This is a genomic window from Buchnera aphidicola (Brachycaudus tragopogonis) (assembly GCF_964059175.1).
Classification (GTDB): Bacteria; Pseudomonadota; Gammaproteobacteria; order Enterobacterales; family Enterobacteriaceae; genus Buchnera; species Buchnera aphidicola_BM.
This window is the reverse complement of record NZ_OZ060418.1, coordinates 403,711-430,368: the sequence shown is the minus strand read 5'-3', so window position 1 is coordinate 430,368 and position 26,658 is coordinate 403,711. Positions and strand designations below refer to the sequence as shown.

At 26.9% G+C, this 26,658-nt stretch carries 22 protein-coding genes and 1 tRNA gene; 15 read left to right on the top strand and 8 right to left on the bottom strand.

Features of this window, described 5'->3' with window-relative positions; translation table 11 throughout:
* Positions 1–24 precede the first annotated feature (24 nt).
* From rpmA to AB4W64_RS01975, 4 genes are all read right to left on the bottom strand, one after another.
* Complete coding sequence (rpmA, locus tag AB4W64_RS01990; protein ID WP_367677830.1) at positions 25–279, bottom strand: 50S ribosomal protein L27; 255 nt, start codon at positions 277–279, stop codon at positions 25–27.
* A gap of 3 nt (positions 280–282) precedes the next feature.
* Positions 283–606: a 50S ribosomal protein L21 gene (gene rplU / locus AB4W64_RS01985; protein WP_367677829.1), complete on the bottom strand. Its 324-nt coding sequence runs from the start codon at positions 604–606 to the stop codon at positions 283–285.
* 155 nt (positions 607–761) lie between these two features.
* The gene (gene murA / locus AB4W64_RS01980; RefSeq protein WP_367677828.1) at positions 762–2,012 is read right to left on the bottom strand and encodes a UDP-N-acetylglucosamine 1-carboxyvinyltransferase; all 1,251 of its coding nucleotides are present in this window, start codon (positions 2,010–2,012) and stop codon (positions 762–764) included.
* A gap of 45 nt (positions 2,013–2,057) precedes the next feature.
* On the bottom strand, positions 2,058–2,324 hold the full coding sequence (locus tag AB4W64_RS01975) for a BolA/IbaG family iron-sulfur metabolism protein (RefSeq protein WP_367677827.1): 267 nt from the start codon (positions 2,322–2,324) through the stop codon (positions 2,058–2,060).
* 456 nt (positions 2,325–2,780) lie between these two features.
* On the opposite strand from AB4W64_RS01975, the gene greA reads away from it, so the two are divergent.
* From greA to AB4W64_RS01910, 13 genes are all read left to right on the top strand, one after another.
* Entirely contained in the window at positions 2,781–3,257 is a 477-nt protein-coding gene (gene greA, locus AB4W64_RS01970; RefSeq protein ID WP_367678296.1) for a transcription elongation factor GreA, read from the top strand.
* A gap of 71 nt (positions 3,258–3,328) precedes the next feature.
* Positions 3,329–3,949, top strand: a complete 621-nt coding sequence (rlmE, locus tag AB4W64_RS01965; protein ID WP_367677826.1) for a 23S rRNA (uridine(2552)-2'-O)-methyltransferase RlmE — start codon at positions 3,329–3,331, stop codon at positions 3,947–3,949.
* Positions 3,950–4,016: 67 nt separating this feature from the next.
* Positions 4,017–5,852 (top strand): ATP-dependent zinc metalloprotease FtsH, encoded by a 1,836-nt coding sequence (ftsH, locus tag AB4W64_RS01960; protein WP_367677825.1) that lies wholly within the window; start codon positions 4,017–4,019, stop codon positions 5,850–5,852.
* A gap of 225 nt (positions 5,853–6,077) precedes the next feature.
* Positions 6,078–7,412 carry a phosphoglucosamine mutase gene (glmM, locus tag AB4W64_RS01955; protein WP_367677824.1) on the top strand — a complete coding sequence of 445 codons (1,335 nt, stop codon included), beginning with the start codon at positions 6,078–6,080 and terminating at the stop codon, positions 7,410–7,412.
* A 255-nt stretch (positions 7,413–7,667) separates the two neighbouring features.
* Positions 7,668–7,997: a preprotein translocase subunit SecG gene (gene secG / locus AB4W64_RS01950; protein ID WP_367677823.1), complete on the top strand. Its 330-nt coding sequence runs from the start codon at positions 7,668–7,670 to the stop codon at positions 7,995–7,997.
* A gap of 53 nt (positions 7,998–8,050) precedes the next feature.
* Positions 8,051–8,133: transfer RNA gene (locus AB4W64_RS01945), tRNA-Leu, on the top strand.
* Between the two features lie 279 nt (positions 8,134–8,412).
* Positions 8,413–9,900 carry a transcription termination factor NusA gene (gene nusA, locus AB4W64_RS01940; RefSeq protein ID WP_367677822.1) on the top strand — a complete coding sequence of 496 codons (1,488 nt, stop codon included), beginning with the start codon at positions 8,413–8,415 and terminating at the stop codon, positions 9,898–9,900.
* 17 nt (positions 9,901–9,917) lie between these two features.
* Positions 9,918–12,560, top strand: coding sequence for a translation initiation factor IF-2 (infB, locus tag AB4W64_RS01935; RefSeq protein WP_367677821.1), 2,643 nt, complete (start codon positions 9,918–9,920; stop codon positions 12,558–12,560).
* A gap of 44 nt (positions 12,561–12,604) precedes the next feature.
* Positions 12,605–12,964, top strand: coding sequence for a 30S ribosome-binding factor RbfA (rbfA, locus tag AB4W64_RS01930; protein WP_367677820.1), 360 nt, complete (start codon positions 12,605–12,607; stop codon positions 12,962–12,964).
* 54 nt (positions 12,965–13,018) lie between these two features.
* Complete coding sequence (gene truB, locus AB4W64_RS01925) at positions 13,019–13,951, top strand: tRNA pseudouridine(55) synthase TruB (protein WP_367677819.1); 933 nt, start codon at positions 13,019–13,021, stop codon at positions 13,949–13,951.
* A 105-nt stretch (positions 13,952–14,056) separates the two neighbouring features.
* Complete coding sequence (gene rpsO, locus AB4W64_RS01920) at positions 14,057–14,326, top strand: 30S ribosomal protein S15 (RefSeq protein WP_367677818.1); 270 nt, start codon at positions 14,057–14,059, stop codon at positions 14,324–14,326.
* Between the two features lie 167 nt (positions 14,327–14,493).
* Positions 14,494–16,575: a polyribonucleotide nucleotidyltransferase gene (pnp, locus tag AB4W64_RS01915; protein WP_367677817.1), complete on the top strand. Its 2,082-nt coding sequence runs from the start codon at positions 14,494–14,496 to the stop codon at positions 16,573–16,575.
* A 443-nt stretch (positions 16,576–17,018) separates the two neighbouring features.
* On the top strand, positions 17,019–18,818 hold the full coding sequence (locus tag AB4W64_RS01910; RefSeq protein WP_367677816.1) for a DEAD/DEAH family ATP-dependent RNA helicase: 1,800 nt from the start codon (positions 17,019–17,021) through the stop codon (positions 18,816–18,818).
* 115 nt (positions 18,819–18,933) lie between these two features.
* On the opposite strand, the gene AB4W64_RS01905 is transcribed toward AB4W64_RS01910, so the two are convergent.
* The 4 genes from AB4W64_RS01905 to argF form a co-directional block, all read right to left on the bottom strand.
* On the bottom strand, positions 18,934–19,320 hold the full coding sequence (locus tag AB4W64_RS01905; RefSeq protein ID WP_367677815.1) for a Rid family detoxifying hydrolase: 387 nt from the start codon (positions 19,318–19,320) through the stop codon (positions 18,934–18,936).
* Positions 19,321–19,369: 49 nt separating this feature from the next.
* Positions 19,370–19,831 (bottom strand): aspartate carbamoyltransferase regulatory subunit, encoded by a 462-nt coding sequence (gene pyrI, locus AB4W64_RS01900; RefSeq protein WP_367677814.1) that lies wholly within the window; start codon positions 19,829–19,831, stop codon positions 19,370–19,372.
* Between the two features lie 2 nt (positions 19,832–19,833).
* Positions 19,834–20,769: an aspartate carbamoyltransferase gene (pyrB, locus tag AB4W64_RS01895; protein WP_367677813.1), complete on the bottom strand. Its 936-nt coding sequence runs from the start codon at positions 20,767–20,769 to the stop codon at positions 19,834–19,836.
* Positions 20,770–20,872: 103 nt separating this feature from the next.
* Positions 20,873–21,889: an ornithine carbamoyltransferase gene (argF, locus tag AB4W64_RS01890; RefSeq protein ID WP_367677812.1), complete on the bottom strand. Its 1,017-nt coding sequence runs from the start codon at positions 21,887–21,889 to the stop codon at positions 20,873–20,875.
* 287 nt (positions 21,890–22,176) lie between these two features.
* Between argF and AB4W64_RS01885 the strand changes: the two genes are divergently transcribed.
* Together AB4W64_RS01885 and AB4W64_RS01880 are read left to right on the top strand one after the other, a co-directional pair.
* Positions 22,177–23,682, top strand: a complete 1,506-nt coding sequence (locus AB4W64_RS01885; RefSeq protein WP_367677811.1) for a leucyl aminopeptidase — start codon at positions 22,177–22,179, stop codon at positions 23,680–23,682.
* 99 nt (positions 23,683–23,781) lie between these two features.
* The gene (locus tag AB4W64_RS01880) at positions 23,782–26,649 is read left to right on the top strand and encodes a valine--tRNA ligase (protein WP_367677810.1); all 2,868 of its coding nucleotides are present in this window, start codon (positions 23,782–23,784) and stop codon (positions 26,647–26,649) included.
* Positions 26,650–26,658 lie beyond the last annotated feature (9 nt).

Below are 26,658 nucleotides of genomic sequence, written 5' to 3'. Positions count from 1 at the left end.
TTTTTTTTATATTATTTAATTATTCTAATTTAGAATATTTATATATGTTCTTTTTTTTAATCCTTTTTTTTTAAATTCTACTGTTCCATTTACAATTGCGAAAATAGTATGATCTCTTCCACAACCTACATTTTTTCCAGGATGAAATTTAGTTCCACGTTGTTTAACAATTATACTTCCTGCTGAAATTAATTCGCCCCCAAAACATTTTACACCTAATCTTTGAGCATTAGAATCGCGTCCATTTCTACTGGAGCCACCTGCTTTTTTATGAGCCATTGTTTAATTTTCTCCTGTAGAATTAATATCTATAATTTTTACATCAGTAAAATACTGACGATGACCCTGTTGTTTTTTATAATGTTTTCGGCGGTTAAATTTTATAATTTTAATTTTTTTTAACCGACCGTGATTTTCAATATTAGCTTTTATTGTTCCGCTAGTTATAAAAGGGCTGCCAATTTTTACAGAGTCTTTATTAGAAATCATTAATATTTGATTGAATTCTATAGTTGTACCAACAGGATTATTTAATTTTTCTAATCTAATTATTTGATTTTTAACTACTCGATATTGTTTTCCACCACTTATAAACACTGCATACATAAAACACTCCATTTATTTATTAAGTATTTGTACCTTTATGTATTATTTTCATAATAAATAATAAATATTTAGTTAAAATTAATATAAAAAATATTTATAAAAATATGTATTAATAAAAGGATTTATTACATACTTATAAATAAGATAAATTACATTTATATAATTTTTATATTAGCTCCTAATTTGTTTAATTTACTAGGAAATGATTCATATCCTCGAACAAGATGATAAGTTTGATTGACTATTGTTATACCTATAGCAATACATCCTGCTAATACTAATGTTGCTGCAGCTCTCAAGTCGGTACAAAAAACATTAGAAGAACATAATTGTGGTATTCCATTAGATACAATACTATTGTGTTTAATTTTTATTTTAGCTCCCATATTAATTAATTCTGAAATATAAATAAAACGATTTTCAAATATAGTTTCAGTTATTGTACCTATTCCTTTAGCAATTGTATTTAATAAGGCAAATTGAGTTTGCATATCTGTTGGAAATCCTGGATAAGGCAAAGTACAAATATTTAAAGCTTTAGGTTGTTTCTCTCTCATGTCTAATTTAATCCAATCCTTTCCTGTTTGAATATGTGCTCCCGCTTCAGTGAGTTTTATTAGTACACTTTTTAAGTGTTTTGGTTCAGTTTTATGACAAGTGATGCATCCTCTAGATACTGCTGCAGCTACTAAAAAAGTTCCTGTTTCAATTCTATCTGGAATTATTTGATGATGACCACCAGTTAGTTTTGACACACCTTTAATAAATATTTTATTACTGCCTGCACCAATAATATTAGCACCTAAAGTATTTAAAAAATTTGCTATATCAATAATTTCTGGTTCGCGTGCTGCATTTTCAATAACAGTTAAACCTTGAGCTAAGGTAGCAGCACTCATAATAGTAATAGTAGCACCCACGCTTATTTTTTCCATTAAAATATGTTTCCCTTGTAAACGTCCTTTTACAAAAGCGTTAATACAATTATCTTTTAAATCAATTGTTGCTCCTAATTTTATTAAACCATTTAAATGTAAATCTATAGGCCTACTACCTATTTTACACCCTCCAGGTAAAAATATTTTAGCTTGTCCAAATCTTGCTAGAAGAGGTGCTAATATCCAGATAGAACCTCTTATTTTTTTTATAAGATCATATGGAGCAGAAAAAATATTTATAAAGCTTGTGTCAATAGATAATATTTTTTTATAATTTACTTTTGCTCCTAGATATACGAGTAACTGAAGTGCTATATTAATATCTGTTAAATTAGGAACATTGCTTATTTTAATTTTTTCCTCTGTTAATATAGTCATAAATAAAATGGGTAATGCAGCGTTTTTAGAACCAGAAATAGTAACACTGCCATTTAATTTTTTATCACCTTCTATGCATAATTTATTCATTTATTAACAAATCTCTATTTTATCGATATAAAATTTTTTTTCTTATTATGCATATTCAGAATGATCCATATTTTTATTTTTTATTTTCCATTCTTCAATTGTATAAGACATAATAGATACAGAATGGATATGTTTTTGTGTAATCATATTTATTAAAGGTGTATAAACTATTTGTTGTCTTTTTACTTGACTAATTCCTTTAAATATATCTCCTATGACAAGAATTTTAATATGATTACTATCTCCTGTAACATAAGCTTTTTGTAATTTTAATTTTTTAATAAGTAATAACTTTATATCTTGATTGTCCATTTTGAATATACTTTTAATGAAATGTTAAATTAGTGTTAAAATTGTATGAAAATACTTAAATGAATTTTTTTATTATGAATAAAGAATATTATTAAACACTGTAAATACAGAATATAAAAAGATGTCACTAAATTTTTTTAAAATTTTGATAAATTATATTTTTTACTTTAAAATAGATTTGTTTCGAAATATTCACATTATCCTGTTTAAATATGTTTTCAATATACATCTTATCATCTATAGAAAATTAATTTAGTTTTATAAAAAATATAATAAGATATATTAATAAAAAATTGCAGGAAAGATACAATTTTATAAAAAAAAAATATATATTTTACTAAGAATATAAATTAAAATTTTAACATTTTTTTAAATTTTAAAAAATATTTTTATTTTATAAATGAAATTATTTTTACAATATTCAATAAGAAAAAATCATGGAGTATGTTTCATATGATTAATTTAATTCCAATGACCGCAAGAGGTGCAGAAAAACTTCGTCAAGAACTGCAGCAATTAAAGAGTATTAAACGTCCTCGTATTATTGCTGCAATTGCAGAAGCGAGAGAACATGGTGATTTAAAAGAAAATTCTGAGTATCATTCTGCTCGTGAAGAACAGAGTTTTTGTGAAGGGCGTATTAAAGAAATTGAAGCAAAATTATCTAATTCTCAAATTATAGATATAACGAAATTATCTAATAACGGAAAAGTTGTTTTTGGTTCTACTGTGACAGTTTTAAATATAAAAAACAATGATCAGTTTACTTATCAAATTGTAGGTGATGATGAAGCTGATTTTAAAAAAAATTTAATTTCTATTAATTCTCCAATGTCAAGGGGTCTTATAGGAAAAAAAAGTAATACTCATGTAATTATATGTACACCAGGTGGTGAAGTTGAATATAAAATTTTAAAAATTGACTATATATAGATATGCAATCTTTTGATTACACTGTTTTTAAATTAAGTATATTAAAAAATAAATTTTAAAATTATGACAATATGATTTCTCAAAAAAAAACAAAAAGTTCTAGGCGTTGGTTATTAGAACATTTTCAAGATCAATATGTCAAGAAAGCACAAAAAAATAAAATACGTTCAAGGGCTTGGTTTAAATTAGAACAATTAGATAAAAGTTATAAATTATTTAAAATTGGTATGAATGTTATTGATTTAGGTGCATCTCCTGGAGGTTGGTCACAATATGCAGTTCATAGAATAGGTAAAACAGGATGTGTTATCGCTTGTGATATATTACCTATGAAGCCTATAACAGGTGTTAATTTCTTTCAAGGAGACTTTTCTAATAAGAAAGTATTAAATTTAATGTTAAATTCTTTAAATAACATTAAACCAGATTTAGTTATGTCAGACATGGCACCTAACATAACAGGAAATTTTTCTATTGATATGCCTCGTATTATTAATTTATGTGAGTTAGCATTAAAAATATCAGATTATGTTTTATCTAAAAATGGTGTTTTTTTATTAAAAGGATTTCAAGGAGAAGGTTTTAATGAATTTTATAAAAAAATTAAAATATTATTTTCCAAAGTTAAAATTTGTAAACCTAAAACTTCTCGAACAAGATCTCGAGAAATATTCATTTTAGCAACCAGATAAGCATTACAACATTCTGTGTTGTTTTTAAATATTATAGATTCAATGAGAGGTTGTTCCCTTGAGTGACATGGTTAAAAACCTGATCTTCTGGTTGGTTATTACAGTTGTATTAATGTCTATTTTTCAAAATTTCAATACTAATGATGTGAATAATCATAGAGTTGATTATTCTACTTTTTTGTCAGAGGTCAATCAAGATCAAGTACGTGAAGCTTATATTAATGGACGTGTGATTAGCGTTACCAAAAAAGATAGTAGTAAATATACCACTTATATTCCTATTAATGATCCTAAATTATTAGATAATCTTTTAATAAAAAATGTTAAGATTATTGGTTCTGTTCCTGAAGAGCCAAGTCTTCTTATTTCTGTTTTTATTTCTTGGTTTCCCATGTTATTACTAATCGGTGTATGGATTTTTTTCATGCGACAAATGCAAATGGGAGGCGGGAAAGGTGCAATGTCATTTGGAAAAAGTAAAGCACGTATGCTCTCAGAAGATCAAATTCAAACTACTTTTAAAGATGTTGCAGGATGCGATGAAGCCAAGGAAGAAGTGAGTGAATTAGTTGAGTATCTTAAAGAACCTAGTCGTTTTCAAAAATTAGGAGGTAAAATTCCAAAAGGTATATTAATGGTTGGTCCTCCTGGAACTGGAAAAACACTTCTTGCAAAAGCAATTGCTGGAGAAGCTAAAGTACCTTTTTTTACCATTTCAGGTTCTGATTTTGTTGAAATGTTTGTTGGAGTAGGTGCTTCTAGAGTACGAGATATGTTTGAACATTCAAGAAAATCTGCACCATGTATAATATTTATTGATGAAATTGATGCAGTAGGACGTCAAAGGGGTGCTGGATTAGGTGGTGGGCATGATGAAAGAGAGCAAACACTTAATCAAATGTTAGTAGAAATGGATGGTTTTGACGGTAATGAAGGGATTATTTTAATAGCTGCTACTAACAGACCTGATGTTTTAGATCCGGCTTTATTACGTCCAGGTCGCTTTGATCGTCAAGTGATTGTAGCTCTTCCAGATATTCGTGGACGAGAACAGATTTTAAAAGTACATATGAGAAAAGTACCTTTGTCTAAAGATGTAGATCCTATGATTATTGCACGTGGTACTCCTGGTTTTTCGGGGGCTGATTTAGCTAACTTAGTTAATGAAGCAGCTCTTTTTGCTGCTAGACTAAACAATCGTGTAGTATCTATGTTAGAGTTTGAAAGAGCAAAAGATAAAATGATGATGGGTTCTGAAAGAAAATCAATGGTTATGAGTGATTTTCAAAAAGAGTCAACTGCATATCACGAAGCTGGTCATGTTATTATCGGGAGATTAGTACCTGATCACGATCCTGCACATAAAGTAACTATCATACCAAGAGGGCGAGCATTAGGCGTAACGTTTTTTTTACCGAAATCAGATATACTTAGTGTTAGCCGTCAAAAATTAGAAAGTCAAATATCAACTCTATATGGCGGTCGTTTAGCGGAAGAAATTATCTATGGTCCTGAAAATGTTTCTACTGGGGCTTGTAATGATATTAAAGTAGCTACAAATTTAGCACGTGATATGGTAACTCAATGGGGTTTTTCAGACAAATTAGGACCTTTATTGTATTCTGAAGAAGAAGAAGAAGTGTTTTTAGGTCGTTCAGTATCAAAAGCTAAGCATATGTCTGATGAAACAGCCAGAATTATTGATGAAGAAGTAAAACTATTAATTGAAATTAATTATAGACGGGCTCGAAATATTTTGAATGAAAATATTGATATATTACACGCTATGAAAGATGCATTAATAAAATATGAAACTATTGATGCTTTTCAAATTGATGATTTGATGGAAAGACGTGAAGTACGTAAACCAAAGGGATGGAAAGAGATAGATATAAATAAATAATTTTTTTAAAAAATTAGCAATATAAATATATTTTATATATGTTTAGAAAACAATTTAATATAAAAGATATTAATTTATTCTTTTTAAGATTAGTTCATTTGATATGCATAAAAATAAGATGAAGTAATAAGATTATAGCTTCATCTTATTTTTTTAAGAAAAATAAATTTTATTATATTTATTGCAAATTTAATCGTATTTGAATAATACAGGAATAAAATTATTATGAGTGATTTGCAATATTTTAAAACAGATGGTATACGTGGAAAAGTAGGAAAAAATCCGATTAAACCAGATTTTTTATTAAAATTAGGACGTGCTATTGGAACAGTTTTAGGAAAAAATAAAACTAAAAAGATTATTATAGGAAAAGATACGCGTATTTCCGGATCTATGTTAGAGTCTGCTTTAGAGTTTGGTATTTTATCAACAGGAGTATCTACTTTATTAACTGATTGCATACCTACTTCAGCAATAGCTTATTTAATAAGATTTTACAATGCTTCTGCAGGTGTTATGATTTCTGGCTCTCATAATTTTTTTAATGATAATGGAATAAAAATTTTTGATAAAAATGGAATCAAGTTAACTAAAAAAATTGAACTTTCTGTAGAAAAAAAGATATTACATACTTATTTTGATCTTGATTTTACTTATTTTGGTTATTCTCATCAGATTTTTGATGCTGAAAATCAGTATATTAATTTTTGTAAAAATACTTTTTCTAAAAATTTAAATTTATCTAAATTGACTATTGCTTTAGATTGTGCTAATGGATCAACGTATAGAGTTGCGCCTAAGATTTTTCAAGATTTAGGTGCAAAAATAATTACTTGTGCAATTCGGCCTAATGGAATAAACATTAATAAAAATTCAGGATCTACTAATACTTTAAAATTAAAAGAATTAGTTATATCAAAAAAAGCAGATATTGGTTTGGCATTTGATGGTGATGGAGATCGTGTTATTATGATTGATCACCTAGGTAATGAAATAGACGGTGATCAAATAATTTATATTATTGCTAAAGAATATTTAAGAAAAAAACAGTTAAATGGAGGTGTAGTAGGTACTTTAATGACTAATATGGGAGTTGTTTTAAGTTTAAAAAAGATTGGTATCCCTTTTTGTTCAGCACAAATAGGAGACCGTAATATATATGAAAAGATTCAAGAAAAAAAATGGATGTTGGGAGCAGAAAAATCAGGACATATTATTTTATCTGATAAGCACTCTACTGGTGATGGTATCATAGCTAGTCTTCAAGTTTTATCAAGTATGATTAATAATAATATGAATTTAAATCATTTATTGAAGGAAATAAAACTTTTTCCTCAAATATTATTAAATGTTTTTTTTAAAAAAGATGTCAATTTAGAAGAAGAACCAACAATAAAAAAAATTCTTTCTGAATATAAAAATATTTTAGGCCGTAATAGTCGAGTTTTACTTCGTAAATCTGGTACAGAATCGTGTATTAGAATTATGGTTGAAGGTGAGAATTATTTAAAAGTTCATAAATTAGCTCACGATATTGCAGAAAAGATTAAATTAATTTAATGTATATTTTATTATCTGAATATTATTTATAATTATTAGATGTTAAATTAATTAAAGTTTATTTAAAAAAATTTCAGTAGTCAGAATACATCGATGTTATAGTAATATAGTTTATAGATTATAATAGAAAAATTGTATTTATTTAAACAAAATAATATAGATAATTTATATGTAATCATTTTATATATAAATTATTTATTCAAAATGAATATTTTATAAATAATTTATATTTTATGAAAAAGGAAATAATTTTTTATGTATTGTTTTTTTTTAATTTTTTTTATTTTTATTTCTTTATCTTTAATTTTTTTAATTTTATTACAACCGGGAAAAGGATTTAGTAATACATTCAATGTGAATAACAAAAATAATGCTAAATCTTTTAGTGGTATTAGTTCTAATAGTTTTATTACTAATATTATTAGTATCTTTTCTTTTTTGTTTTTATTAACAAGCGTTATATTGTGTAATATTAATAATAGAAAAATGGAACCAGATTTTTTTTTAGAAAATAGTACAAAAAATAATATACATAATAAAATTATATTAGATAAAAAATTATCAAATTCTGATATACCTCATTAATTTTTAATAAAATATATAATGCTGTATCTTGATTTTAATAATAAATTTTCTATACCGAGGTGGTGAAACTGGTAGACACGCTATCTTGAGGGGATAGTGCTAAATAAGCATATGGGTTCAAATCCCATCCTCGGTACTACTTATTTTTATTTAAAATTTTTAGATTAACAATTTAATATACAGGGTGATATTGCCTAAAACCCCGAACTTTCGGGGTTTTTTATTAGAAGGATTATTGTCATTTTATGTAATATTAACAATTCTTTAAATATTAAATAATAATTAATTATATACACTCTTACTTCATAAAAATTAGTGTGTTAATTATTTAATTTAAAAATTATTTTTTTGTAATTAATACATGCAAAATGAATTATTACTCATTTTAAAAGTTTTTATTTTGAGGTGCTCTAATATGAATAAAGAAATCTTAGCTGTTGTAGAAGCTGTTTCTAATGAAAAATCTCTCCCTCGCGAAAAAATTTTTGAAGCTTTGGAAATTGCTTTAGCAACAGCAACTAAGAAAAAACATGAACAAGAAATTGATGTTAGAGTTAGTATAAATCGAAAAACTGGAGATTTTACTACTTTTAGACGTTGGATGGTGGTGGACGTGGTAACTCAACCTACTAGAGAAATCACTTTAGAAGCAGCTTGTTTTGAAGGTGAAAAAATTCAGTTACATGATTATATAGAAGATCAAATGGAATCTGTTAATTTTGATAGAATAACTACTCAAACTGCAAAACAAGTAATTGTACAGAAAGTACGTGAAGCAGAAAGAGCAATGTTAGTGGACCAATTTCGCAAATATGTAGGTCAAATAATTACTGGTATAGTAAAAAAAATTAATCGAGACAATCTCACTTTAGATTTAGGTAATAACGCTGAAGCATTAATTTTACGAGAAGGTATGTTACCTAGAGAAAATTTTCGTCCTGGTGATCGTATTCGTGGTATTTTGTATGGAGTGTATCCAGAAGCTCGTGGTGCTCAATTATTTATTAGTCGTTCAAAAACAGAAATGCTAATTGAATTATTTCGAATAGAAGTTCCAGAAATCGGTGAAGAAGTTATAGAAATAAAGGCTGCTGCACGTGATCCAGGCTCTCGTGCAAAAATTGCAGTAAAAACTAATGATAAACGTATAGATCCAGTAGGGGCTTGTGTAGGAATGAGAGGAGCCCGTGTACAAGCAGTATCAAGTGAGTTATGTGGTGAACGTATTGATATTATTTTATGGGATGATAATCCTGCTCAATTTGTTATTAATGCTATGGCCCCTGCTGATGTTGCGTCAATTGTTGTAGATGAAGATCATCACACCATGGATATAGCTGTAGATGTTGGAAATTTAGCACAAGCTATTGGTCGAAATGGTCAAAATGTTCGTTTAGCTTCTCAAATTAGTGGTTGGGAGTTAAATGTTATGACTACAGAAGATCTTCATTATAAACATCAAGAAGAAGCTCATGCGGCTTTTAATACTTTTAAAAAAAATCTAAATATTAGCGAAAATGTTATTAAACTTTTAGTGAAAGAGGGTTTTTCTTCTCTTGAAGAATTAGCTTATGTACCATTTAATGAGTTGTTAGAAATTGATAATTTGACTAGAGAAGAAGCAAAATTAGTACGTGAAGGTGCAAAAAGTAGATTGCGTCTAATCGAATTAGATCAAAAAAATAAAATACAAGAAAAAAAAACAGAACAAGATTTATTAAATATTAATGGTATGAATTCAATGCTAGCTTTACAATTAGCTGAAAAAAATATATTTACTTTAGAAGAATTAGCTGATCAAGGGATAGATGATTTAACTGATATTAAAAGTTTAAATTCTGAACAAGCTGGTTTATTAATAATGACTGCTCGTAATATCTGTTGGTTTGGTAGTAAAGTCTGATAATAGGAAGAAATAGTATGACAGATATAAGCTTAAAAGTTTTATCTCATGAAATAAAAATATCAATTAAAGAACTAATAAAAGAATTATCTAGTATAGGTATAGTAAAAAATGAAAATGATCAAATTAGTGTAATTGAAAAAAATATTTTATTAAAACATTTAGAATCTATAAAGAAATCTTCTTTAAATACTTTAATTTTACAAAGAAAAACACGTAGCACTTTAAGTGTATCAACGATTAGTGGAAAAAATAAATCTATACAAGTAGAAATTAGAAAAAAAAGAACTTATATAAAAAATAACAAATTTGAAACTACGACTTTATCAAATATCTCCGGTACGAATACATCTTCGCTTCAAAAGGAAGCGTTTTTAAAAAATAAACAAAAAAATACTTTAAAAACATTAATAGAAAATAATATTCCAGAAAAAAAATATACAAACAAGATTGAAATACTACCATTTAATCCAATTAACACAGAACCTTTAAATTCAAAAAAAATAAATAAATCGAAAAATTTAAATGTTTTTAGTAAAGATGAAAAAAATAAAAAAATAAAAAATGCAGAATATAATTTTAGCAATGTAAATGAAAAAAAAAGAACAAAAGAAATTATAGATATTAGAAAATCTTATAAAGAAGAAAAAAAAGATTATCATTTGACAACATTTTTGCATGCTCGTCAAGCTGAAGACGATGATGATAGAGATATGGAAAAAGATAAAAGAAATTATAATCGAGTTGCAAAAAATTACCGTCAGAAAAAAAATAATAAAAATTTTAATAATGGAAAACATCATAAAGAAGAAATTCGAATTTCTAATCGTCAGAAAAAAAATATCAAACAAAAAAATAAACCTATTTTATTACAACAAATTTTTAAAAAACCCGAATCTATTATCAATAGAGATGTTGTAATTAGCGGTATGATTTCTGTGTCTGATTTAGCGAACAAAATGGCCATAAAAAGTTCTGAGTTAATTAAAAGCATGATGAATATTGGAATTATAGGAAATATTAATCATATTCTTGATCAAGACACAGCTCAGCTCATTGCTGAAGAAATGGGTCATAAAGTTATTCTGCATCGAGAAAATATGTTAGAAGAAATGATTATGAAAGATCGTGATATAGGAAATAGCATTTCTACTATTAGAGCACCAGTAGTAACTATAATGGGTCATGTTGATCATGGAAAAACATCGTTATTAGATTACATTCGTTCAACGAAAACAGCTTTTTATGAAGCTGGAGGTATTACACAAAATATTGGTGCTTATCATGTGAATACTGATTTAGGATCTATCACTTTTTTAGATACTCCAGGGCATTCAGCTTTTACTGCCATGCGATCTCGTGGAGTCAAAATAACTGATATCGTTGTTTTAGTTGTAGCTGCAGATGATGGAGTGATGCCACAAACTATTGAAGCTATTCATCATTCACAAGAAGCTAATGTACCAGTTATTGTTGCTATTAATAAAATTGATAAAATAGATTCAGATATTGATAAAGTAAAAAATGATTTAATGAAATATAATATTCTTTCAGAAGAATGGGGTGGTGATAACATATTTGTTCCTATTTCTGCAAAGACGGGAAAAGGTATTAATACATTATTAAATATAATTTTATTACAAGCAGAAATATTAGAATTAAAAGCAGTACCTACTGGTATGGCAGAAGGTATCGTAATTGAGTCTTTTCTTGATAAAGGTCGAGGACCTATAGCCACTGTATTAGTTCAAAAAGGTAATTTACACAAAGGAGATATTATATTATGTGGTTGTGAATATGGTCGTATTAAAGCTCTACGTAATCAATCTGGAGAAGAAGTGTTGAATGCAGGGCCATCAATTCCAGTAGAAGTTTTAGGATTATCAAAAGTACCTTTTTCCGGAGATACAGTGACTGTAGTGCGTGATGAAAAAAAAGCAAAAGAAGTTGCATCTTATCGAAAAGAAAAATCTCGTGAAAAAAAATTAATGAATCAAAATAAAATAAATCTAGATAATATGTTTGATAACATTAATAAAAACGATATTTCAGAACTTAAAATTATTCTTAAATCTGATGTGCAAGGTTCTTTAGAAGCAATTTCAGGTGCTTTGTTAAAATTATCTAATGATAAAGTCAAAGTGAAAATAATTGGATTAGGCATTGGTGGAATTACAGAAACAGATGCTTCTTTAGCTGTTGCTTCAAATGCTATTATTTTAGGATTTAATGTTAGAGCTGATTCTTCTGCTAAAAAAATAATTAATACAGAACATTTAGATCTTCGTTACTATTCAGTTATTTATGATTTAATTGATGAAGTAAAATCTGCCATGACAGGTCTTTTATCACCTGAATATAAACAAAATATTATAGGATTAGCTGAAGTTAGAAATACTTTTAAATCTCCTAAATTTGGCTTAATTGCTGGTTGTATGGTTATTGAAGGTGTAATTAAACGTAATAATCCAGTTCACGTATTGAGAGATAACATAGTTATATACGAAGGTGAATTGGAATCTTTACGTCGTTTTAAAGAAGATGTTAATGAAATACGTAACGGATTAGAATGTGGTATTGGAATAAAAAATTATAATGATATACGTGTTAAAGATATTATAGAAGTTTTTGAAATGAAAGAAATTAAAAGAATTTTATAAATACAAACATGTTTTTTATAAAAAATTTATTTGGTAATATAATAATGGATAAAACTTTTAATCGATCTGTACGTATTGCACAAGAATTACAAAAAAAAATTGCTATAATTATACAACATTCACTAAAAGATCCTCGTATTAAAGGAATTGTAACAGTTTCTCAAGTACAAATGTCTAAAGATTTATCTCATGCTCAAGTATTTGTTAGTTTTTTCAATATTGAAGAAAAATTAAATATAAAAAAATTTTTAATAATTTTAAATCAAACTTCAGGTTATATTAGGAAATTATTATGTAAAAACATGAGATTGCGCATTATACCAAATATTATTTTTTATCATGATGATTCTTTATTAAAAGGTAATTATATATCAATGCTATTAAATAATTTAGAAAAAAAATAATGAAAATACATTATATATTGTGAACAAAAAATAGAGTATGAAGAGGATAGATAGATGTTTTTTCAAAAAAAACGCAATATTCATGGATTGTTATTATTAGATAAACCTCCAGGGATGTCTTCTAATTACGCTTTACAAAAAGTAAAGTTTATTTTTAATGCAAAGAAAGCAGGATATGTTGGTACTTTAGATCCTTTAGCAACAGGAATGTTGCCAATTTGTTTTGGAGAATGTACAAAATTTTCCAGTTATTTAACAGAATCTAAAAAACGATACCATGTAATTGCAAAATTAGGAGAAAAAACGTCTACGTCTGATTCTTATGGTATTGTAATACAAAAACGTCCTGTTTCATTCACATCTTTTCATCTTGATGCATCTATAAAAGAACTTACTGGTGTCATCAATCAAATTCCTTCAATGTATTCGGCAATTAAATTTAATGGTATACCTTTATATAAATATGCACGAAAAGGTTTAAATATTAAGCGTAGTATAAGAGAAGTGTCAATATATAACATTGATCATATTTCTCAAGAAAATAATTTAATTGAATTTCAAGTACTTTGCTCAAAGGGTACATATATTCGAACGCTTGTTGAAGATTTAGGAGAAAAGTTGGGTTGTGGGGCTCATGTAATTTTTCTACGGCGTTTGCAGATAGCATCATATTCTTATGATAAATTAGTGAAAATGTCTCATTTGTATGAACTGTTAAATAAAGAAAAAAATAAAGATATCAATCTTTTTAAAAAAATTGATCATTTGTTAATGCCTATAGATAGTCCTGTATCTTTTTTGCCAAAAATATATCTTTCTTTTCAGCAATCATACTATTTTAAATTAGGACAGACATTAAATTTTTATTCCAAAGTTAAAAATAGTTTAGTACGTGTAATAGAACAAGAACATAAAAAATTTATTGGATTAGGAAAGATTACAGAAGAATTATTAATACCACATCGATTACTTTCTACTATGTACTAATTAAGTTATATACTATTAAATTTAAGATGAGCATGATATTATTTTTAGATAAGTTAATTAAATTATGTAATGAATTAAATATTACTTTCATATATGGAGTATTATATGTCTCTGTGTGCAATAGACACAAAAGAAATTATTTTAAAATACGGACAAAACATAAAAGATAGTGGAAAAACAGAGGTTCAAATTGCATTATTAACGACTCAAATTAATCACCTTCAAATGCATTTTTATAAACATAAAAAAGATCATTGTAGTCGTCGAGGTCTTTTAAATATGGTTTCTAAACGCCGTAAATTATTAGATTATTTAAAGAAAAAAAATATCTCTCGGTATTCTATACTGATTGAAGATTTGCATTTAAGACGGTAAATATTTATTTTAAAAATTAAAAAATTTTTTGATGAAAATATATTTTTTTGCAAAGGGCTTTTTTAGCCCTTTTTTTACAATCTTTATTTAAATTTTATAGATTAAATATTAATGTTTGTTCATTAAATTAAAGTTTAAAAAAGTAGTTTTATGTTAAGGATATTATTTTGCTAAATCCCATTGTACGTAAATTTCAATATGGCCAATATACTATTACCTTAGAGACAGGTATAATGGCTAGACAAGCTACAGCTGCTGTTATGGCTAGTATGGATGATACAGCAGTTTTTGTAACTGTTGTAGGACAAAAAAAAACATATCCAGGACAAAAATTTTTTCCACTTACTGTTAATTATCAAGAACGTACATATGCTGCAGGTCGAATACCTGGTGGTTTTTTCAGAAGAGAAGGACGTCCTAGTGAAAATGAAATATTAATAGCTAGATTAATTGATAGACCTATTCGTCCTTTATTTCCTAAAAATTTCTTAAATGAAATTCAAATTATTGCTACAGTAGTCTCAGTTAATCCTCAAATTAATCCTGATATTATTTCTATTATAGGTGCATCAGCGGCATTGAGTTTATCAGGGATTCCATTTTATGGTCCAGTAGGTGCTGCTAGGGTTGGTTATATCAATGATCAGTATATATTAAATCCTACTAGTGAAGATATGAAAAATAGTTCTTTAGATTTAGTAATTTCAGGTACTCAGAACGCTGTTCTTATGGTAGAAGCAGAATCAAAAATACTCAGTGAAGAAAAAATGCTTGAAGCTATTATTTTTGGTCATCAACAACAACAAGTAGTAATTAATAATATTCGTTCTTTATCAAATGAAGCTAGTAAATTACCTTGGATTATGTCTTATCCAGATATCAATAAGGCATTAGAACTTAAAATTATTGAATTATATGAAAAAGAGATTGGTTTTGCTTATTTAATTTTTAACAAACAAGAACGATTTGAAAAATTAAGTATGATTAAAGAAGAGATAATAAAAAAATTCTCTGATGATAATTCTAATGTTTCTGTATCAGAAATAGAAGATATTTTTCAAAAAATTGAAAAAAAGATTGTACGTAAACGTATATTAAATAATGAAACACGAATTGATGGGCGTGAAAAAGATATGATTCGTGCATTAGACGTTCGTACAGGAATTTTACCGCGTACACATGGTTCTGCTTTGTTTACTAGAGGGGAAACCCAATCTTTAGTATCAGTGACTTTAGGGACATCTCGAGATGCGCAAAATTTAGATGAATTATTAGGAGATAGAACAGATAACTTTTTATTTCATTATAATTTTCCTCCTTATTCTGTTGGAGAAATAGGAGCGGTAGGCTCACCAAAAAGACGAGAAATTGGGCATGGTCGTCTTGCTAAAAGAAGTCTTCTAGCTGTAATGCCGAAAATAGATGATTTTCCTTATACTGTTAGAATAGTATCTGAAATTACGGAATCTAATGGTTCATCTTCTATGGCTTCTGTTTGTGGTGCATCTTTAGCTTTAATGGATGCTGGTGTTCCTATTCAATCTGCTGTTGCTGGAATATCTATGGGTTTAGTGAAAGAAGGAGAAAAATATGTATTACTTTCAGACATTTTAGGAGATGAAGATCATTTAGGCGATATGGATTTTAAGGTTTCTGGAACAGAACAAGGTATTACAGCGTTACAGATGGATATGAAAATAGAAGGTATTACAAATGAAATTATACATGCTTCTTTAAATGCAGCAAGATCTGCTCGACTACATATTTTGAATGTAATGAATCAAGCTTTAAGTAAATCAAGAAGTGAAATTTCTGATCTTGCTCCTCGTATTCATACTATTAAAATAAATCCTGAAAAAATAAAAGATGTTATAGGTAAAGGAGGTTCTGTAATTAGAATGTTGACTGAAGAGACTGGAACTATCATTGAAATTGACGATGATGGTACAGTGAAAATCTCAGCTACTATTAGAGAAAAAGCCAGACATGCTATTCGTAGGATTGAGGAGATCACAGCTGAAATTGAAGTAGGGAGAATTTATTCAGGAAAAGTAACTCGCATTGTTGATTTTGGTGCTTTTGTTTCAATTGGTTTTGGAAAAGAAGGTTTAGTACATATTTCGCAAATTGCGGATAAAAGAGTAGATAAAGTATCTGATTATTTAAAAATTGATCAGATAATATCTGTAAAAGTTTTAGAAATAGATCGTCAAGGTCGTTTAAGATTAAGCATTAAAGAAATAGAATAATGATATTATTCTCAATAAATAATAATATTATCTGATATAATTGTTTTAAATTAATGAAATATAAATTTTTTATTATTATCTAAAAAATGAAACATTTTTAATAAAATATAGATTTATATCTTTTCAAATAGTACCATAGATATGATATAAAACTTAATTCATTTTATTTTTAAAATTATCTTGATCTAAAAAAATAGATTTATGATTTTTAAAAAAATAAACTTCAATCATTTGCTAATGTTATTTTTTTTAATAAAAAATATATATTTAAAAAATCATTAGCAATAACTAACAAATATAATTTTATTGTTATAAAAATTCAATTTTATATTTGTTAAATCATTTAATTTGAGCCGGTTCACACTTTTCAATGAGAATAAATCAATATTTTCATCATGAGCTATGTAGACTGGCCACTGTAACTTAAAAGGCATATCTACTGCATGACTCATATTGAAAGCACATTTTCTTTTCTTGGTTTAAATCCTTTTATTATTCAATCTTTAACTGAAATGGGATATGTTAAACCTTCTCCTATTCAAGCAGCCTGTATTCCTTTACTTTTAGAAGGACGTGATGTATTGGGAATGGCACAAACTGGAAGTGGTAAAACCGCTGCTTTTTCATTACCATTATTACATAATCTTAATATTAATTTAAAATCTCCTCAAATATTAGTATTAGCTCCTACAAGAGAGTTAGCTGTTCAAGTAGCTGAAGCTTTTTCAGATTTTTCTAAATATATGATCGGCGTACATGTATTACCTTTATATGGTGGTCAAAGATATGAACTACAATTACGTGCGTTAAGACAAGGACCTCAAATTGTTGTAGGAACTCCAGGACGTTTATTAGATCATTTAAAAAGAGGAACTCTTAAACTTTCAAACTTACATGGATTAGTTTTAGATGAAGCAGACGAAATGTTACGTATGGGGTTTATTGAAGATGTAGAAACTATTATGGCACAGATTCCTAAAGAACATCAAACTGCATTATTTTCTGCTACAATGCCAGAGGCAATACGTCGTATTTCTAAAAGATTTATGAAAAATCCACAAGAAGTAAAAATACAATCTAATATTACTACACGTCCAGATATTAAACAAAGTTACTGGATGGTATATGGTCGAAAAACTGATGCATTGATTCGTTTTTTAGAAGCAGAAGATTTTTCTGCTACAATTATTTTTGTTAGAACAAAAAATGCAACATTAGAAGTATCAGAAGCTTTAGAACGAAATGGATATAATAGTGCTGCATTAAATGGAGATATGAATCAAGCTTTACGAGAACAAACTTTGGAAAGATTAAAAAATGGTCGATTAGATATTTTAATTGCCACAGATGTTGCAGCACGAGGTCTAGATGTTGATCGCATTAGTTTTGTTATCAATTATGACATTCCTATGGATTCTGAATCTTATGTTCATCGTATAGGTCGTACGGGTCGAGCAGGTCGAGCAGGTCGAGCATTATTATTTGTTGAAAATCGTGAACGTCGTTTATTACGCAATATAGAACGCACTATTAAACAATCTATTCCAGAAGTACAGTTACCAAAAATTGAATTATTATCTCAAAGACGTCTTGAAAAATTTGCTAAAAAAGTGCAGCAGCAATTAGAAAGTCGAGATTTAGAACAATATAGTGCTCTATTAGATAAACTGTATTCTACTGATGATTTAGACATAAAAACTTTGGCTGCTGCTTTATTAAAAATGGCTCAAGGAGAGCGTCCTTTAATTATTAAACCTGATAAAGTCCATCGCTCATCAAAAGATGTATTTTTTAAAGATGAACGTCGGCGTGAAGAAATACGTCATACTCGACAACGTCGTGAGCGTCGTGATAATAAAGATGTAGACTTATATCGTATTGAAGTAGGTCGTAATGATGGAGTAGAAGTTCGTCATATAGTAGGAGCTATTGCTAATGAAGGGAATATTAATAGTCGTAATATTGGCAATATTAGACTATTTTCTTCTTATTCTACGATTGAATTACCTAAGAGTATGTCTAAAGATTTATTACAAAACTTTACTAATACTAGAATTTTAAGTAAACCTATTAACATGCAATTATTACGTGACTCTAAAATTTATGAGACTAAAACATCTAGTCGTGCAGTATTTAACAGGGATAAAAATAGTAATCGTCGTTTTTCTGAAAATCGTCTAAATAAATCCAGCACTACTAAAAACGAATCTAAAACATCTTTTTTTCGTCGTAGAAATGTTTAACTTGTCTAAGTTTTATGCCGCTTTGCGGCATATTAATTATATTTAATATCTTATAATAAGATTATAGAAGATATAAAAGTATTCTTTTATTTATAAATAGTTTAAATATATTTTTTTATTTTTTACATGCTATAGCTTCAATTTCTATTTTTACATTTTTAGGTAAAGCTTGAACTTCAATACAAGATCTAGCAGGAAATTCTGATTTATTATCTATAAAAAATTTCATATAAATTTCATTAATAATGTTAATTTCTTTTAAATTAGTGGTAAAAATCGTAGTTTTTATAATATCTCTTACTTGAAAATTTGAAGATATTAAAATAGATTTTATATTCATTAACACAATATATGTTTGTTCGGAGATATTTTCTGGAATATTGTTAGATGCAACATCAATAGGTATTTGTCCTGATAATACAAGAGTATTGTTAATCTGAATGGCTTGTGAATAAGGTCCAATAGGTTTAGGTGCATTTTTACTGTTAATTATATTTTTCATTCGGAATCACCATTTTTTATGTTTAATCTTATTTAGATTAGCATCATCATTAATATGATAAAACTATTCTTTTAGAAAATTCTTTTTCACAATATTTACATTTTAAACGTAAATGATTCAATTTATCTTTTTGAAAAATAAAGCTAGAAGTTATAAAATTATCATGACTGATACAATTACTATTTGGACAAATTAAAATTCGATCAATTTTTTTTGGTAATTTTGGAAAAGTTTTTCCTACAAGATTATACTCATTAATATAATTTACAGTTGCATGTGGCGCATAAATTGCTAATTGATTAATTTGATCATCGCTTAGAAAAGTATTTTCAATTTTTATAATATCTTTTTTTCCTAATTTTTGAGAAGGTAAATTTAGTCCTATAGTAATTCTTTTTTCTGTTTCTGTGAATTTGAATAAAGACAATAATTTAAAACCAATATGTGCAGGTATGTGATCAATGACGCTACCGGATCTAATAGCTTCCACTTGAAGTTTATTTATTTGCATTTTTATTGTGAGTGTTTTTCTATTAATACTAAGGACAAAATTGCTTGACGTGTATAAATTCCATTTTCTGCTTGTTTAAAATACCAAGCATAAGGTGTATGGTCAACATCATAATCTATTTCATCTATGCGAGGAAGAGGATGTAATATTTTTAAATTACTACGTGCATTTCTTAAAGTTGAAGAATGTAATACAAATTTGGCTTTTGCATTTGCATATTCAGTAGAATCTAACCTTTCTTTTTGAACGCGAGTCATATAAAGAATATCTATTTCAGATATTATTTCTTCAATATTTTTATATCTTTTCCAACAAATTTCTTTTTTATTAAGCATATCGTTAATATAATTAGGCATTTTTAATGCATCAGGAGAAATAAAAAAAAATTTATTATTTTTAAATTTTGCCAATGCTTGTGTTAGTGAATGTACTGTTCTTCCATATTTAAGATCTCCGACTATAGCAATATTTAAATGAGTTAGTCTATTTTGAGTTTCTTGAATAGTAAATAGATCTAAAAGTGTTTGTGTAGGATGTTGATTAGCTCCGTCTCCTGCATTAAAAACTGGTACGCCATTAGAAAATTCTGATGCTAATCGTGCAGAACCTTCTTTTGGATGTCGAATAATAATAGCATCTACATAAGAACTAATCACTGAAATGGTATCTGCTAATGTTTCTCCTTTCTTTCCTAAAGAAATGTTGTTTCCATCAGAAAATCCGACTATTGAAGCTCCTAATCGATACATAGCAGTTTCAAATGATAAGCGAGTGCGAGTGGAGGCTTCAAAAAAACAACTAGCTATAATTTTATCTTTTAACAAATTAGAACGTGATTTTTTTTTGAGAATTGCAGATTTTTTTAAAACTAATTCTAATTCATTACGATGAAGATCATTAATCGAAATGATATGTTTTCTATATAGAGAATTTCTCAAATTTGATTTTCCTTAAAAATATCAGAAAAGATAGAGTAAGACACTCTGAATTATAGAAAACTCTATAAAAAAATACTAAATATTTATATTTATTTTAAGCGTTTTAAAAATCAATGGTTTTTAATAGACTAGATACAAGAATTGCTTTGATTGTATGCAACCTATTTTCTGCTTGTTCAAAAATTATTTGTTCATGCTTTTGAAAAATATCGTCTGTTATTTCCATGCCATTTTCAAATCCATATTTTTTTAATATAGATTGTCCTATGATTGTTTTTTGATCATGTAAAGCAGGAAGGCAGTGTAATACTTTTACTTTATTATTATTAGTGAGGTTTAACATAGAAGCATTTACTTGATAAGCACTAAGTAATTCAATTCTTTTTTCCCATATTTCTTCAGGTTCTCCCATCGACACCCAAACATCTGTATAGATAAAATCTACGTTTTTAACACCTGTTAAAATATTTTCAGTACAAGTAATTTTGCCTTTTTTGTTTTTATATTTTTCTTGACAGAGTCTAAATAATTTTTTATCAGGCCAACATTCTTTAGGAGAAACTAATCGTAGATCTAATCCTGTTAATGAGGCTGCTTCTAATAAACTATTTCCCATATTATTGCGTGTGTCTCCAACATATGCGCATTTTATTTCATGAAATTTTTTATTTGGAAAAATTTCTTTTATAGTTAATAGATCCGCAAGTAGTTGTGTTGGATGGAATTTTTCAGTTAAACCATTCCAAACTGGTACTTGTGAATATTTTGCTAAAGTTTCTATTGTTTTATGACAATGACCCCGATATTGAATACCGTCGTATAAACGTCCAAGAACTTTTGCAGTATCTTGAATTGATTCTTTTTTTCCCAAGTGTGTACTTCCTGGTCCAAGATACGTAACGTTGGCTCCTTGATCAAATGCAGCCACTTCAAAAGAGCATCTTGTGCGAGTAGATTCTTTTTCGAAAATTAAAGCAATATTTTTTCTTTTAAGAAGCGGGATTTCTTGATGATTTTTTTTATTTTGTTTTAATTTTTGAGCTAAAAAAATAATTTTTTTTAATTCTTTAGAATTAAAATCTAATAGTCTCAAACAATCGCGTTGATAAAGATCATTCATATATTAAAGTCTCAGTATTGAATAAAAAATATGTTTTTAATTAAATTGAAATGAGATAATAAATATTATTATAGTATATAATATTTTTTGTATTGTAATATTAAAATTAATTATAATGATTTAATTAAATAATAAAATAAATTTATACAAAATATTTTTTTGTATTAATCATTTTTATGATTAATAAAAACAAGCAATATTAGTATAAAAAATACAGTCAATGTATTTATAATTCTAAAAAAACTTGAATTATATTCGTTAACAATCTTTTTAAAAGAGTAAAGATAATGAAATTTTTTATAAAAAACTGTCATTTGGATCAAGAAAAAACTGATTGTATAGTAGTAAATATTTTCGACTCATGTCGATTTTCTACTGCTTTGCACTATTTAGATCGATGTAGTAATGGACATATAACATCTTTATTAAAATTAGGTGATATAACAGGTAAAACAGGAGAACTACTAATGTTATACCACGTACCTAATATTTCTGCAAAGAGAGTATTATTAGTTGGTTGCGGGGAAAAAGATAAGATAACTAGATCTAGTGTAAATAAGATATTGAAAAAAACTATAAATATGTTAAAAAAGATATCTATAAAAAATGTCATTTATTCCTTTACCGAACTAAATATTAACGTCAAAAATAATATATATTGGATAACTAGATTTACAATACTTGCGATAAAGAAATTTTTACATACAGTTATTAAAATCAATAGTTCATGTAAAAAAAGTATTAATTTAAATATTATTAGTTTTAATTTTTTTGAAAAAAATGATTTATTTACAGCAAAAATAGCTTTAAAACACGCATTAGCTATTGATTCTGGAATTACGTCTGCAAAAAATATAAGTAATTTACCACCTAATATTTGCAATCCTTTGTATTTATCTTATCAAGCACAAAAACTTGCTCAAAAATATCAAGATAATATTAAAGTTGAAATAATTGATATAGAAAAAATGAAAAAATTAGGAATGAATGCTTATGTAGCTGTAGGAAGTGGAGCAAAAAATAAACCATTTATGTCTGTCATAAAATATACTGGAAATAGTAATAATAATAAAGTTATTGCTTTAGTGGGAAAAGGATTAACTTTTGATTCAGGAGGAATATCTATAAAACCTGCCTCTAATATGCATGAAATGAAATATGATATGTGTGGTGCAGCGGCAGTATATGGGACTTTAATTATGGCTGCTCAATTAAATTTACCTTTAACAATAATAGGAGTTTTATCTGGTTGCGAAAATATGCTAGGAAGTAATTCTTTTAGACCTGGAGATGTTGTAACTACTATGTCAGGACAGACCGTAGAAATATTAAATACTGATGCCGAGGGACGTTTAGTTTTATGTGATTCGTTAACGTATGTAGAACGTTTTTTTCCAAGTATAGTCATTGATGTTGCTACATTGACTGGAGCATGCGTTACAGCTTTAGGTGAATCCATCAGTGGTCTTTTTTCTAATAGTGAAGATCTTTCAAGAGAATTAAAATATGCTTCCCAAGAAACAGATGATAAAGTATGGCGTTTACCATTACTGGAAGAATATAAAAAAGGATTGCATTCTCCTATTGCAAATATTTCTAATATAGGAAGCAGTAAAGCTGGAGCTATAACTGCAGCCTGTTTTCTTTCTTATTTTACAAAAAAATATAATTGGGCCCATTTAGATATTGCCGGAACTGCATGGAAATCTGGTAGTAAGGGAGCGACAGGTCGTCCTGTTGAACTTTTATGTCAATTTTTGTTAAATCAAATTAAAGAATATAAACTATATTAAGTTTATTTAATTGCAGAAAATAAGTTTATTTTAAATTTAGATATTATGTTGCATAATATGGCAATATCGCCTTTTTATTAATACAAATAGTTGAAGAAAATGGAAAAAATTTATAATCCTAAGAATATTGAAGAATCTTTATATGATTTTTGGGAAAAAAATGGATATTTTAAACCTAATAATCAAAAAAAACCTGCTTTTTGTATTATGATGCCTCCTCCTAATATTACAGGAAGCTTGCATATGGGGCATGCATTTCAACAAACAATTATGGATATATTAGTTCGTTATCATCGAATGCAAGGAAAAAATACATTATGGCAAGTCGGAACAGATCATGCTGGAATAGCAACGCAATTGTTAGTTGAACGTCAAATATTTTTAGAAGAAAAAAAAACTAAAAAAGACTATAGTAGAGATGACTTTATTAAAAAAATTTGGATTTGGAAAAAAAAATACAATAGTATTGTTACTAAACAAATGCGACGTTTAGGTGTTTCTGTTGATTGGGACCGTGAAAAATTTACTTTAGATGATGATATTTCTGTTGCTGTCCGAGAAGCTTTCATTTTATTATACAAAAAAAAATTAATTTATAAGAAAAAAAGATTAGTGCATTGGGATTCAAAATTAGAAACTGTAATCTCTGATTTAGAAGTTGAACATCGTGTAGTAAAAGGTAAAAAGTGGTTTATTCGATATCCTATTGTTCAGAATAATATTGTTTCAAATAGTAAAATAAAGTATTTAATTGTATCGACAACTCGACCTGAAACTTTATTAGGTGATACAGCTATTGCTATAAATCCTAAGGATAATAAATATAAAAAATTTATTGGTCAATTTGTAAAATGCCCATTAATTAATAGAATTATTCCAATTATTTCAGATAAATATGCTGATATAGAAAAAGGAACTGGTTGTGTTAAAATCACGCCAGCACATGATTTTAATGATTATAAAGTAGGTTTTAATCATAAATTACCTATGATTAATATTTTTAGTTTTGATGGAAAAATTAGATGTATTTCCGAAGTTTACAGCTATGATGGCCATAAATCTAATGTATATAATACAGATATTCCATTGCAATTTCAAAGTTTAGACATTTTATCTGGACGAAGAAAAATTGTGGAAGAAATTGAAAAAATAGGATTTCTAGAAAAGATTGAAGAATGTGAGATTATTACTCCTTATAGTGAGCGAAGTGGTGCAATTATTGAACCTATGCTTACTAATCAATGGTATTTAAAGATATCAGAATTGTCAAAAACAGCTCTTGATGCAGTAAAAAATGAAAAAATTACATTTATCCCAAAGCAGTATAAAAGTATGTATTTATCTTGGATGAACAATATTGAAGATTGGTGTATTTCTCGTCAACTATGGTGGGGTCACCGTATTCCAGTTTGGTATGATAATAAAAAAAATACATATGTTGGAAGAAACGAAAAAGAAATACGTCAAAAATATTCTATATCAAAAGATATATTATTAATTCAAGATGATGATGTATTAGATACTTGGTTTTCTTCTGGATTATGGACATTTTCTACTTTAGGATGGCCGGAAAAAACATCATTTTTAAAAATTTTTCATTCCACGGATATTTTAGTTAGCGGATTTGATATCATTTTTTTTTGGATAGCTAGAATGATTATGTTAACTATGTATTTCATTAAAGATGAACATGGAAAACCAGAAGTTCCTTTTAAAAATGTTTATATAACAGGTTTAATTCGCGATGAAGAGGGGAAGAAAATGTCAAAATCAAAAGGAAATGTACTTGATCCTTTAGATATGATAGATGGCATTTCTTTAACAGAATTAATTAAAAAAAGAACAAGTAATTTGTTACAACCAAATGTATTTAATAGTATTGTTCAGCGTACTATTCATCAATTTCCTCAAGGTATTGAATCTACTGGTACAGATGCACTTCGTTTTACTTTTTCTGCATTAGCGTCTAATACACGTGATATACAGTGGGATATGAATCGATTAAAAGGATATCGTAATTTTTGTAATAAGATTTGGAATGCTAGTCGTTTTGTTTTAATGAATACAAAAAATCATTTTTTTGTAAAATTTAATATAACAGATCGAATGCTAATAGTAAATAAATGGATTTTAATAGAATTAAATAATACAATTAAATTATATCGTGCATCATTAGATACTTATCGTTTTGATGTTGCATCTAATATTTTATATGATTTTATTTGGAATATTTTTTGTGATTGGTATTTAGAATTTGTAAAAATTATTTTTAAAAATAATACTTCTGAAGAAGTATATTTTACTAAAAATGTTTTAATATATGTTTTAGAGTCAATTTTAAGATTAGCTCATCCTATTATACCTTTTATTACTGAAACAATTTGGCAACGTGTAAAAATAGTTAAAAATATTCAAGCTGAAACAATTATGTTGCAAAAATTTCCAAAGTATAATTATTTATTATCTGATAAAAAAATATTATTACATGTTTATTGGATTAAAAAAATAATAATATTTTTAAGAAATATTAGAATTAATATGAATATTAATGCTACTAAATTAATCCCATTGTTTTTATATAAAATAACTTCTGAACAAGAAAGAATAATTAAGGAAAATGCTATTTTACTAAAAAAAATATCTTTTTTAAATGAAATTACAATATTATTTGAAGCATATAATCAAGATTTATGTATTAAAGAAATAATTGATGGAGCAGAAATTATATTACCTATATTAAATCTTGTAGATAAAACAATAGAATTAAATAGATTAAAAAAAGAGTTTAACAAAATACAAATGAATTTAATAAAAATTAAAAATAAACTATCAAATAAAAATTTTATATCTAATGCTCCAGAAAAAATAGTTATGCAAGAGAAAATAAAATTATTAAAATTGAATAAAATATATCAAAAAATATCACGACAAATAAAAATTTTTACTAATTTATCTGAAAAAAAATAATTTTTTTAA